13 protein-coding genes are annotated in these 11,764 nt (G+C 73.9%); 7 read left to right on the top strand and 6 right to left on the bottom strand.

Annotated features, from left to right (window positions below):
- Window positions 1-180 precede the first annotated feature (180 nt).
- Window positions 181-900: a VTT domain-containing protein gene (locus VR45_RS11320; RefSeq protein WP_045939572.1), complete on the bottom strand. Its 720-nt coding sequence runs from the start codon at window positions 898-900 to the stop codon at window positions 181-183.
- Between the two features lie 261 nt (window positions 901-1,161).
- Here VR45_RS11320 and VR45_RS11315 point away from each other — a divergent pair, with 261 nt between their 5' ends.
- Window positions 1,162-1,476: a hypothetical protein gene (locus tag VR45_RS11315; protein WP_045939571.1), complete on the top strand. Its 315-nt coding sequence runs from the start codon at window positions 1,162-1,164 to the stop codon at window positions 1,474-1,476.
- A 214-nt stretch (window positions 1,477-1,690) separates the two neighbouring features.
- Entirely contained in the window at window positions 1,691-2,848 is a 1,158-nt protein-coding gene (locus VR45_RS11310; RefSeq protein ID WP_199839836.1) for an acyl-CoA dehydrogenase family protein, read from the top strand.
- Between the two features lie 82 nt (window positions 2,849-2,930).
- Here VR45_RS11310 and VR45_RS11305 read toward each other — a convergent pair whose 3' ends face one another.
- On the bottom strand, window positions 2,931-3,197 hold the full coding sequence (locus VR45_RS11305) for a hypothetical protein (RefSeq protein ID WP_045939577.1): 267 nt from the start codon (window positions 3,195-3,197) through the stop codon (window positions 2,931-2,933).
- Window positions 3,198-3,407: 210 nt separating this feature from the next.
- On the opposite strand from VR45_RS11305, the gene VR45_RS11300 reads away from it, so the two are divergent.
- Complete coding sequence (locus tag VR45_RS11300) at window positions 3,408-3,725, top strand: cupin (protein WP_045939570.1); 318 nt, start codon at window positions 3,408-3,410, stop codon at window positions 3,723-3,725.
- 3 nt (window positions 3,726-3,728) lie between these two features.
- On the opposite strand, the gene VR45_RS11295 is transcribed toward VR45_RS11300, so the two are convergent.
- Complete coding sequence (locus VR45_RS11295; protein WP_045939569.1) at window positions 3,729-4,367, bottom strand: TetR/AcrR family transcriptional regulator; 639 nt, start codon at window positions 4,365-4,367, stop codon at window positions 3,729-3,731.
- Window positions 4,368-4,502: 135 nt separating this feature from the next.
- On the opposite strand from VR45_RS11295, the gene VR45_RS11290 reads away from it, so the two are divergent.
- The 4 genes from VR45_RS11290 (at window position 4,503) to VR45_RS43310 (ending at window position 8,262) form a co-directional block, all read left to right on the top strand.
- A complete protein-coding gene (locus VR45_RS11290) occupies window positions 4,503-6,053 on the top strand; it encodes an MFS transporter (RefSeq protein ID WP_045939568.1) in 1,551 nt (516 codons plus the stop codon).
- Between the two features lie 137 nt (window positions 6,054-6,190).
- Window positions 6,191-6,826, top strand: a complete 636-nt coding sequence (locus VR45_RS11285) for a class I SAM-dependent methyltransferase (RefSeq protein WP_045939567.1) — start codon at window positions 6,191-6,193, stop codon at window positions 6,824-6,826.
- Window positions 6,827-7,009: 183 nt separating this feature from the next.
- Complete coding sequence (gene tatA, locus VR45_RS11280; protein ID WP_030393690.1) at window positions 7,010-7,309, top strand: Sec-independent protein translocase subunit TatA; 300 nt, start codon at window positions 7,010-7,012, stop codon at window positions 7,307-7,309.
- A gap of 194 nt (window positions 7,310-7,503) precedes the next feature.
- The gene (locus VR45_RS43310; protein WP_078896425.1) at window positions 7,504-8,262 is read left to right on the top strand and encodes a potassium channel family protein; all 759 of its coding nucleotides are present in this window, start codon (window positions 7,504-7,506) and stop codon (window positions 8,260-8,262) included.
- Here VR45_RS43310 and VR45_RS11270 read toward each other — a convergent pair.
- From VR45_RS11270 to VR45_RS42230, 3 genes are all read right to left on the bottom strand, one after another.
- Window positions 8,259-8,633 carry a VOC family protein gene (locus VR45_RS11270; protein ID WP_045939575.1) on the bottom strand — a complete coding sequence of 125 codons (375 nt, stop codon included), beginning with the start codon at window positions 8,631-8,633 and terminating at the stop codon, window positions 8,259-8,261. The genes VR45_RS43310 and VR45_RS11270 overlap by 4 nt on opposite strands.
- A gap of 59 nt (window positions 8,634-8,692) precedes the next feature.
- Window positions 8,693-10,375, bottom strand: coding sequence for an alkaline phosphatase D family protein (locus VR45_RS11265; protein ID WP_199925929.1), 1,683 nt, complete (start codon window positions 10,373-10,375; stop codon window positions 8,693-8,695).
- A gap of 158 nt (window positions 10,376-10,533) precedes the next feature.
- Window positions 10,534-11,646, bottom strand: a complete 1,113-nt coding sequence (locus tag VR45_RS42230; protein ID WP_159394186.1) for a hypothetical protein — start codon at window positions 11,644-11,646, stop codon at window positions 10,534-10,536.
- Window positions 11,647-11,764: the final 118 nt, after the last annotated feature.

The following is an 11,764-nucleotide window of genomic DNA, read 5'->3' as shown; positions in this document are numbered from 1 at the left end:
CCCCGGCCGCCCCTGGCCTTCTTGCCGCCGCCCGGCCGGCCCCGCTTCGGCACTTCCGCTCCTTGCCGCCCCTGGCGCTGCCGGTCCCCCGGGCCGCCGTTCGATCTCCGGATACACCATGCCCGATCGAACTGCCGGACGCACATGTACGGGACGGCGGGCCCGGACGGGTGCGGACGCCTACCCGGCGCGGTGGCGGCCGCCGGCCCCGGCGGCCGGCGCCGCGGCGCGGTCGGGGCGCGCGGCGTCGACGGCCGGAGCGGCCCGGCCGGAGCGCCGGGCAGAGCGCCGGGCGCGGAGCAGTTCGACGGCCACCGGGACCACCGAGACCAGCACGATGCCGACCAGGATCGCCTCGATGTTGTCCCGGACGAACGGGATCTGCCCGAGGAAGTAGCCGAGCACCGTGACGCCCGCGCCCCAGAGCACGCCGCCGATGATGTTGAAGAGGACGAAGACGCGGTAGTTCATCGCGCTCACCCCGGCGACGACCGGGGTGAAGGTGCGCACGATCGGCACGAACCGGGCCAGCACGATCGCCTTCGGGCCGTGCCGGTCGAAGAAGGCGGCCGCCTTCTCCACGTTCTCCTGCTTGAACAGCCGGGAGTCGGGGCGGCGGAACAGGCCCGGTCCGACCTTCCGCCCGAACAGGTAGCCGACCTGGTCGCCGGCCACCGCCGCCACCACAATCAGCGCGCAGACCAGCCAGAGCGGCTGGTGCAGATAGGTGCCGCCGGCCACCAGCAGACCGGTGGTGAAGAGCAGCGAGTCGCCCGGGAGGAAGAAGCCGATCAGCAGGCCCGACTCGGCGAAGACGATGGCCAGGATGCCGATCAGCCCGAAGGTGGAGATCAGATAGGTCGGATCGAGCCAGGACGGGCCGAGGGCGAGGCTGGTCACGGGGCGGACTCCTGAGGGCCTGAAGGGTCGACTCTTGGCAATGAAACAGTAAAGCATTCACCAAGAAACCTTCGAACATCCCTGGTCCGGGCAGCAGTCGGACAATCATCCGGGTACCACCATCGGGCGAATCCTCGGCCATTCGGTGGAGTTCCTCCCGGGCCCTGATGAATCCTGGTCGTGCGACGTCAGGCAACGGCGCTGCGGAGCGGCCACTCCGGAACGCGCCACCATTCGCACTCCACCCTCAGGGAGACCATCGTGTCCCGTATCCGCGCAGCCGCCGCCGTCACCGCCCTCGGGGCCTTCCTCCTCGCCGGCATCGGCGCCGCCCACGCCGACAACGGCGCCGGCGCGGACCACCACTCCAACAGCAGCGTGGTGAGCAACACCGGCTCCGGCAACATCATCGGCAACGTCCACGGCAACGTGGTCGGCACCCAGCAGACCGCCACCGGCTCGGGCGCCAGCAACCAGAGCAACACCCTCGCGGCGACCGGGAACGCCGGCAACATCGGCGCCCTGCAGGGCAACGGCAACCTCGCCGCCCTGTTCGCCCCGCACATCGGCGGCTGAGCGACGCTCCGCCCCTGAGCACATCCGCCGATCGCGGCCGGGTGGGCGCCCCACGCCGGCGGGGTGCCCGCCCGGCCGCGTCGTTGACCAGCGGGAACAGCGCGAACGCCGCTCCGCCGACCCTGGACAGCCGAAGCTACCCCCGATTAACTTGTGGGGCCATCGGCGGGCCGCCCGGCCGCGCCGTGCCGGGCACGTCGAAGGGAGCGCCGCCGTGCGCCGCACCGTGTTCACCGAGGACCACGAGGCCTTCCGCGAGACCATCCGCGACTTCATCGCCAACGAGGTCGTCCCCGTGTACGAGGAGTGGGAGGCCGCGGGCCATCCGCCGCGCGACTTCTACCGCACGCTGGGCGCGCTCGGCGTCTACGGCATCGAGGTGCCCGAGGAGTACGGCGGCGCGGGCGAGAGCGGCTTCAAGTACCAGGCGGTGGTGGCCGAGGAGACCGCGCGCGCCGGCGTCGGCTTCGGGTCCTCGGGCGTGCACACCGGCCTGGTGCTGCCCTACCTGCTGGAGTACGCCAACGAGGAGCAGAAGGCGCGCTGGCTGCCCGGCTTCGTCTCCGGCGACATCATGACCGCGATCGCGATGACCGAGCCGGGCGCCGGTTCCGACCTCGCCGGCATCTCCACCACCGCCCGGCTCTCCGAGGACGGCACCCACTACGTCCTCAACGGCGCCAAGACCTTCATCACCGGCGGCGTCCTCGCCGACCTCGTCCTAGTGGTCTGCCGCACCTCGCCGTACGACCCGGACAACCGCCGGGCCGGGCTCTCCATCCTCTGCGTGGACACCACCTCCCCTGGCTACACGGTCGGCCGCAAGCTCCAGAAGATCGGCCTGCGCAGCTCGGACACCGCCGAACTGGCCTTCGCCGACGTCAAGGTGCCGGTGGAGAACCTGCTCGGCGACGAGGGGAAGGCGTTCAGCTACCTGACCCACAACCTGGTGCAGGAACGGCTGGCGATCGCGGTCGGCGCCTACGCGGCCGCCGCGGCGGCGGTGCGGTTCGCGGTGCAGTACGTCAAGGACCGCAAGGTGTTCGGGAAGACGGTCGCCGAGTTCCAGAACACCAAGTTCACCCTGGCCGACTGCGAGTCGCAGGTGATGGCGCAGCAGTCGATGGTCGACCGCGCGCTGGAGCTGTACCAGGACGGCGAACTGACGGTCGCGGACGCCGCGGCGGCGAAGCTGTTCTGCACCGAGTCGGCGTCCGGCGTGATCGACAAGTGCCTGCAGCTGCACGGTGGTTACGGCTACATCCTGGAGTACCCGATCGCCCGGCTCTACACCGACAACCGGGTCTTCCGGATCTACGGCGGCACCAGCGAGGTCATGCGCAGCATCGTCGCCAAGTCGCTCGGCCTGTAGCCCGGCCGGCCCGCCGTCGGTGTTCGCCCCTCCATGCGGAGGGGCGAACACCGACGGCGGGCGAACGGCCTCGGCCCGGTGATCAGTTGGGCGAGTGGTGCTCGGTGCGCCAGGCCTCCCAGCCCGCCGAGGACGCCACCTTGGCCTCGTGCAGGGCCCGCTGGGCCAGGGCCGTCGGCGGGGTGTCCAGCCGCCGCATCCAGTCGCGGCCGGCCGTGGCCAGCGCCGCGCACACCATCACCGCACCCGCCGTCCCGAACAGCGCGCCGATGCCCGTGAGCACCGCGCCGCCGGCCAGCAGCGAGCGGTTGACCTGGAACCCGCTGAAAGAACGCTCGTTGGTCGCCATGCCCTCCACCATGGGTGCAGTCGGCCGCCTCCGCACGCCGAGCGCGTCCACATGCGTCCACACGTGTCCCCGCGCGGGCGCCGCTCGGCATGCGGGCGCGGGGCGGGTCCGGGACGCTGGGCCGCAAGGGCTCCCCCCGGCGCGGCCGCCGTCCCGCGGCGCCGCGGGACGGCACGGCGGAGCGACAGCAGAACGGCAGGAGGACGCGCGATGGTCGATCTCGAACAGCTCGTCGCGGAACACGCGGCCAGGGCCGCCGAGAGCCCGCACGGCCGCAGCGCCCATCTGGTGCTGCACGACGGGGTCCTGCGGCAGACCGTGATCGCCCTGACCGCGGGCACCTCGCTCGACGAGCACAACGCCCCGGCCGCCGCCAGCCTCCAGGTGCTGCGCGGACGGGTGTCGCTCACCGTCGCGGGGCGGCGCGAGGAACTCTCCGCCGGTCAGCTGCAGACCGTCCCGCAGGAGCGGCACGGCCTGCTCGCGCACATCGACTCGGTGGTGCTGCTGACGGCCGTCACCGCCTGAGGCTCAGCCGGTGGGCCCGTGCCACTGCGGGCCGTCCGCCGGGCCGTTCGCCGGGGCGGCCTTCGGCTTCAGCACCGAGCCGCCGACCAGCTCCAGCCCGCGCAGGAAGTCCTGCCCGCGGGGTGCCAGGTCGGGGGTGGCCAGCCACTGACCGGCCAGGCCGACCAGCAGTGCCTGGTAGAAGATGCCCCGGGACAGCTCCTCCTCGGTGTCCGGCACCTCGGGCAACCCCTGGAACAGCGCCGACAGTCCGAGCCGCCCTTCCTTCTGGATCCCGGCGAGCGCCTCCCGCAGTTCGGGCACCCGGTCCGCCTGCAGCATCACCTCGAACTGCGAGGCCCAGAGGCCGCGGTGCTCGGCGATGGTCCCGAGCACACCGTCCCAGACCGCGACGAAGCGCTCCGCCGGGTCGTCGGACGCCTCGCTCGCCCGCGCCACCACCGCCGCCAGCACGGAGCCCCACTCCTCCGTGGCCTCGATCAGCGCCGCGTTGAGCAGCGCCTCCTTGGAGCCGAAGTGGTAGCCGATCGCCGCCAGGCTGACGCCCGAGGCGGTGGCGATGTCCCGGGCGGTGCTGCGCGCATAGCCCTTCTCGAAGAGGCATTGCTTGGCGCCGGCCATGAGGTCCTCACGATTTCCCATGCGTGCATGCTACGTCCGATCAAGACGTTTGTCTTGCACGCATGTCTCGCACATACGTCTAGTACGAAAGTCTCGCACGATCGATTCAGACGCTCGTACTAGACAAACGTCTGACACGCCCGTACCGTCTTCCTCATGACCGCCACCACCGGCCGCGCAGGCCGTCGCGAATGGATCGGCCTCGCCGTCCTCCTGCTCCCGACCCTCGTCCTGACCATGGACATGGGCGTCCTCTTCTTCGCCGTCCCCTACATCTCCACCACGCTGGCGCCGAGCGGCACCGAGCAGCTGTGGATCATGGACATGTACTCGTTCCTGCTGGCCGGGCTGCTCATCACCATGGGCGCGCTGGGTGACCGGATCGGCCGCCGCCGGCTGCTGATGATCGGCGCGACCGGATTCATCGGCGCCTCGCTGCTCGCCGCCTACGCGGACGGCGCCGGCCAGCTGATCGCCGCCCGCGCCCTGCTGGGCGTCGCCGGGGCCACCGTGATGCCCTCGACCCTCGCGCTGATCCGCAACATGTTCCACGACCCCAAGCAGCGTCAGATCGCGCTCGGCGCCTGGGGCGGCATCCTCACCGCCGGCGCCACCCTCGGCCCCGTCGCGGGCGGTCTGCTGCTCGACCACTTCTGGTGGGGCTCGGTCTTCCTGCTCGCCGTCCCGGTGATGGCCCTGGTCCTGCTCGCCGCCCCGGCCCTGCTCCCCGAGTACCGCTCCCCGCAGCGCGGCGGCTTCGACCTGCTCGGCGCCGTCCTCTCGACGAGCGCCGTCCTGCCCCTGGTCTACGGCGTCAAGACGCTCGCGGTGGACGGCTGGGACCCGGTCGCCGCGCTCGCCGTCCCGGTCGGCCTGCTCCTGGTCGGCGCGTTCTACTGGCGCCAGCGCACCGCCGCCAACCCGCTGCTCGACCTCGCCCTGTTCCGGATCCGCGCCTTCAGCGGGGCGATCACCGTCAACACCGTGGCGATGTTCGCGATGATGGGCTTCACCCTCTTCACCTCGCAGTACCTGCAGCTGGTCAAGGGCATGAGCCCGCTCACCGCCTCGCTCTGGTCGCTCGTCCCCAGCGTGGGTGTCGGCGCGGCCGTCGGTCTCAGCTCGGCGCTCGCCGGGAAGGTCCGCCCGGCGGCGATGATGGCCGGCGGCTTCCTGATCGGCGCGACCGGCTTCGCGATGATGACCCTGGTCGGCCCGGACTCGCCGCTGGCGCTCATCCTCACCGCGGCCGGCGTGCTGGCCGCCGGCACCGTCGGCACCATGACGCTCACCGCCGAGATGGTCGTCTCCGCCGCCCCGATCGAGCGGGCCGGCGCCGCCTCCGCCACCTCCGAGACCGCCGTCGAGCTCGGCAGCTCCCTCGGCATCGCCCTGCTGGGCGCGGCCGGCGCCGCGGTCTACCGCTCCCGGCTGGACGGCGCCCTCCCGGCCGGCCTGGACGGCGAAGCCGCCCGTACCGCGCAGGACACCCTCGGCGGCGCCGTCACCGTCGCCGCCCAGTTGCCCGGCCGGCTCGGCACCGACCTGCTCGCCACCGCCCGGGCCGCCTTCACCGACGGCCTGCACGTCGCCGCCGTGGTCGGCCTGGTCCTCGCGGTCGGCGCCTCCCTCCTCGCCTACCGCCTGATGCGCCACCTCCCCGCCGCCGCCCCGGTCGCCAAGACCCCCGAGCCCGCCACCGTCTGACCCACCCGCTCCACCCGGTCCCCCGCACGCGCGTCATCGCAGCCCCCGCCCACCCCGGGCGGGGGCTGCCGCGTTCGGCCGAACAGCCTTGCGGCCGTTCGCCGGTGCGGGGCCGCGCCGCGTGCCAGGCTGCAGGGATGAGCGACGACGGTGTTCACGGGCGGGTGCGGGCGAGCTACGACACGGTGGCGGAGGAGTACCGGAAGCGGATCGGGGGCGAGCTGGCGTTCAAGGTGATGGACCGGGCACTGCTCGGGGTGGTGCTGGAGGAGGCCGCCGGGGGGACGGTGGCGGACCTGGGGTGCGGGCCGGGGCACATCACCGGCTGGCTGGGCGAGCGGGGGGCCGCGGTCGGGGTGGACCTGTCGCCCGCGATGGTGGCGGTCGCGCGGCGGGAGCACCCCGGGGCGGAGTTCCGGGTCGGCGACCTGCTGGCGCTGCCCGCCGCCGACGGGGAGTTCGCCGCCGCGGTGGCGCTCTACTCGGTGATCCACCTCGAACCGGGCGAGCTGCGGCCCGCCTTCGAGGAGATGCGACGGGTGCTGCGGCCGTCCGGGGTGCTGCTGGTCTCGTTCCACCGGGGCACCGGGGTGAAGACCCTGGACGAGTGGTGGGGCCACCGGGTGGACGTGGACTTCCGCTCCCTGGAGCCCGACCACGTCGCGGACCTGCTGACGGAGGCCGGCTTCACCGTCACCGCCCGGCTGGAGCGCGACCCGTACCCCGAGGAGGCGCCGACCCGCCGCGGCTATCTGCTGGCCCGTCGGACCTGACCGGACGGGCGGCGGGCGGGCGTCCCGCACCCTCGGTCGTCCGCCCGCGCGGCACCTGGTTTTTGACCAGCGTTTCCCGGCCGGTGTATACGTTCGCCGCTGCGGACAGGCATACTGGCCAGGACGGGCGCTTTGCCCAACTGTGACGTATCACTCTAGACGAGAAGGGACCGGTGGCCAGGGATGCTGCGTAACGGTCTTGAGCCCTGGCACGTGCTTGTGGTGCTGGCTGTCGTGATCCTGCTGTTCGGGTCGAAGAAGCTGCCGGAGATGGCCCGCGGCCTCGGCAAGTCGATGCGAATCCTCAAGGCGGAGACAAAGGCGATGCGCGAGGACGACACTCCCGCCGCCGACGCCGCGCCGGGTACCGCCCAGAGCACCGCTGCCCCGGCCCAGCCCGCCGCCGAGCAGCCCCGCCCGGCCGCCGTCAACCCGACCAACGTGACCAAGGCCACCGAGGCACCCCGGTCCACCACCGCCTGATCCGCGGCGGTACGAAGCCGACCGAAGCCCCCGCCCGAACGGCGGGGGCTTCGTCGTGTCCGGCACCGGCCGCAGTCCCGGTGCTCGACTCCCGGTCCCGGTGCTCGGACCTCGGCCCGAACAGCCCGCACCGGACAGCCCGGACGGAGCAGCCCGGGCGGCGGGCCGCGCCGCGCCGGGGCAGGCTGGCCGGGATGTCCGCGAACCAGCAGCCGCCGACGACCCCGCCCCTGGTGCACCCCGACCTGCGGGCCTGGGGACTGCTGCTGGGCTCGTTCGCCCTGCTGATGCTCGGCTACTTCACCCTGCCGCTGCGCGCCCTGGGCGACGACCGCCCGCTGCTGAGCTGGGTGCTCTTCGCCGCGGTGCTGACCCTGCTGACCGGGCTGCTACTGGCCCGGATCGTCGACAGCATCCGCGGCACCGGCCGCCGTCCCGGCGTCTGGCTGGCCTTCCTGATCTGCTTCTCGCTGACCGTCTTCGCCGGCACCTACTACGTCATGGCCGACAGTCCGGGCGAGTTCCACGGGCTGGTGACCCGTCTGGACGCGCTGTACTTCACGGTCGTCACGATGGCGACCATCGGCTACGGCGACATCACCGCGGCGGGTCAGGGGCCGCGGCTGGTGGTGCTCCTGCAGATCGTCTACAACTTCGTCTTCCTCGCGGCGGCCGCCGGCGCCCTGAGCCGGACCGTCCGCTCCGGGATGGAAGTCCGCGCCCACCGCGCCGAGGACGACCCCGGTCCCCTTCCCGGCCACCGGCTCGGTCACGGCCACGGCCACGGCCACGGCGGCAAACCGGGCCCCGGCCTGGGCCAGGGCCGGCGCAGCCGGGGCCTCCTGCGCGGCCGCAAGCACCACCGTGACGGCGGCGGGCACGCGGGCGGTGGACACGACGGCGGCGGGCATGAGGGCGGTGGCCGCGGCAGCGGTGGGCACGAGGGCGGCTAGGAACGGCTGGTGTCGATCACACAGAACCGGTTGCCGTCCGGGTCAGCGAGCACCACGAAGTCCGGATCCTCCGGGTAGAGGTCCCAGTCGACCCGGCTCGCGCCCAGGCCGACCAGCCGCTCCACCTCGGCCGCCTGGTCCGCCGCGTCGGTCGCGTAGAGGTCCAGGTGCACCCGCGGGTGCTCCTGCGGTGGGGTGGCGCTCCGGCCGAGTGCCACCTGCACCCCGGGGGCGCCGTCCGCCGGGACGAGCACCACCCAGTCGTCCCCGGCCTCACCGTCCCGGGGCGTGTACCCCAGTGCCTCGCCCCAGAACGCCGCCGCGCGGCCGACGTCCACCACTCCGAGCACCACCGAACCGACTCTCAGCATGCCGCCGATTGTGCCCGACCGGCCCGAGCCGTTCGCGGCCCGGGCCGGGCGGCGCACGCTCAGGCCGGGACGAGGCCCGGCTCGCCGGCCACCACCGCCCAGGAGGCGGAGGTCCGCACCGGCGACTCCCGGACGGCGATGCTGTCGACCGTCCGGGCGTCCGTCAGCCACCGCTCGCGGTCCACGTCCAGGCGCAGATAGCCGCGGCGCAGGCCCTCGAAGTACCGGACATGCGGGTTGAGCGTGGGGTTGAGCGCCTTGAGCGGCGCGTCGAACGCGACCGGGAAGTCCGAACTGACGCTGGTCGCCGTGAACTCGACGGCGACCGGCGCGGCCGCGAGGTCGTCGCGGTCGATCCGCAGGTCGCTGAACCAGGAGGAGTGGATGTCACCGGCCAGCACCACGGGGTTGGCCACCGCCGCGTCCCGCAGGAAGCGCAACAGCCGGGTGCGGGCCGGGTCGTAGCCGTCCCACTGGTCGAGGTTGGCGAGCGGCGGCAGCGGGTGGGCCGGGTCCAGGAAGTTGGGGAAGCGGATCTGGCTCATCATCACCTGCTGGGCGATGACGTTCCAGCGCGCCCGGGAGCCGGACAGGCCGCGGCGCAGCCACTCCTCCTGCTCGGCGCCGGTCAGGGTGCCGGCGGTGTTGCCCAGGCCGTCCGCGACGGGGCCGAAGTCCTGGGAGTGGCCGCCCGGTTGGTCGGTGCGGTACTGGCGGGTGTCGAGCACGTTGAGGCGCAGCAGGTCGCCGAAGTCGAAGCGGCGGTACAGGCGGTAGTCCGGCGAGCCGGTCCGGTACGGGTTCCGCAGCGGCATGTGCTCGTAGTAGGCCTGGTAGGCGGCGGCGCGCTCGCGGGCGAGGGCGGCGGTGTCCTGGTGGCGGGCGCCGGTGTCGTCGATCTCGTCGACCAGGCCGGCGTAGTTGTTCTCGACCTCGTGGTCGTCCCAGGTGACGATCCAGGGGAAGGCGGCGTGCGCGCCCTGGAGGGCCGGGTCGGTCTTGTACAGCGCGTGCCTGGCCCGGTAGTCGGCCAGGGTGAGGAGCTGGTTGATCCCGGGGGTCCCGGGGGTGGTGTGCAGGCGGTCCGGGTACTGGCTGGACGGGTCGGTCTCGTAGATGTAGTCGCCGAGGTGCACGACGGCGTCGAGGTCCTCGGCGGCCAGGGCGGTGTACGCGGGCCAGTAACCGTGCTGCCAGTCCTGGCAGTTGACCACGCCGAGGCGGAGCCGGCCGGGGTGGGCGCCGGCCGCCGGGGCGGTGCGGGTGCGGCCGGCCGGGCTCAGGTGGCGGCCCGCGCGGAAGCGGTACCAGTAGTCGCGGCCGGGCTGGAGCCCGCGCACGTCGACGTGCACGCTGTGCCCGCGTGCGGCCTCGGCGGCGGCGACGCCGCGCCGGACGGTCCGGCGGAAGCCCGGGTCCGCCGCGACCTCCCAGGACACCGGCACGGAGCGGGGGCCCATGGCGGCGGCGTCGAAGGGGTCGGCGACCAGCCTGGTCCACAGGACCACGGCGTCCGGCAGCGGGTCGCCGCTGGCCACGCCGAGCAGGAACGGGTCCCGGCGGACGGGTTCCGCGTGCGCCGTACGGATGTTGAGCGCCTGGGCGCCCACGGCGACGGCCGCACCGACCAGCAGGCCGCGGCGGCCGATCGCGGCGGCCCGGGGACGCCCGGGGGCGGGCGACGGCACCGGGGACGACGGGGACGCCTGGGAGAGCGGGGACGAGGGCGGGGACGACGGCACGGGAGACCTCCTGCAGCTGTTGCGCATCGGTGACACCACGGCCGGCAATTCCATCAGACGGGGATGGAGCGCCCCGTGAACAGCAGGCGACGTCTTCGTCCTTCTTCCCTCTTCCAGGAACGGAGTTGACGCGGCGACAGCGGCCCGGGCGGCTGCCGCTACTGACCGGCGTCCGGCGCTCCGCCGCCCTTCCGGCGCAGGGACATCAGGAGCAGGAAGACAGCCGACAGCACCGCCGCCACCCGCAGCACCCCCGGTGCGGCCTCCCACATCGCGTGGGAGCCCTGCTCGGCCGGCGCCGGGGCCGCACCCCAGCGGCCCTGCGCGCGGCCCCAGTAGAAGAGCGAGCTGCCGCTGATCACCATCAGCGGGATCCCGAACACCGCCAACTTCCGCACGAAGTCGGACAGCTGGCGGGACAGGTAGCCGAGCGCCCAGCCGATCAGCATGGCGATCAGCTGGCCGGTGACGGCGCCGCCGACCAGCACCGCGGCGGAGAGCAGCAGCAGGGGCGAGGGGCGCCGCCCGCCCGGGGCCTTGGCCGGACCGCCCTTCCCGGCGGGGGCGCCCTCGGCAGGGCCCGACCCGGCAGGGCCGTTCTTCCCCCGGGCCGGGGCCTTCTTCCCGCCCGTTCTCTTCCCGGCCGGGGCCTTCCCGCTGCCCTTGGCCCTGCCCTTCCGACTGCCCTTCCCGGCCGCCCCGCCCTCCGTCGGCGCCGCCCCGTCCCCCGCGGCCGCGTCCGGCGCCGCCGGGTCACCCTGGGCCGCGTCCTCGCCCGCCCCGGGCGCCGCAGCGGCGTCGGCGGCGGTCCGCTGCTCGGGGATCGGACGGTTGGAGGCGATCGGGCCGTCCCCGAAGTCGATGGTCACGTAGTCCCAGTCGCCCGTGCTCACCGCGCGGTAGGACGGCGGCAGCGCCTCCGGGTCGGCGGGGGCGTCCTCGACCGGCTTCGCCAGCCACGGCGAGCCGTCGCCCCGGTCGGTGCCCTGGCCGGTGCCCCGTCCCGCGCCCCGGTCCCGGCCGGAACGTGTGGGAGGCGGCAGGAACGCGGCGGGCGCCCCGGACGCCTCGCCGCCCGCGCCCGGTCCACCGGACGCCCCATCGGACGGCGGCCCGACGGGACGCGGCGGCTCCTGGGGGCGCGGCGGGACGGCGGGCGCCGGCTCCCCCGCGTACACGCTGTCCCCGTCACCACCCCCGCCGGAGGCCCCGGCACCCCCCGGCGGCTCACTCCAGGGCCCCTGCTTGCGCCACCACTCGCCGTCCGACATCCCCACGCACCCCGCCTAGCCCGTACCGATTGCCGCACCGATGTGCCGCACCGATTGCCGTACCGCACCGGACCCGCCACCCGTCCGGACGCGGCGTCGTCCCCGCCGACCGTGACGC

Source organism: Streptomyces sp. NRRL S-495 (genome assembly GCF_000966955.1).
In the GTDB taxonomy this organism is placed as follows: domain Bacteria; phylum Actinomycetota; class Actinomycetes; order Streptomycetales; family Streptomycetaceae; genus Kitasatospora; species Kitasatospora purpeofusca.
This window is presented reverse-complemented; position numbering and strand designations above follow the sequence as displayed.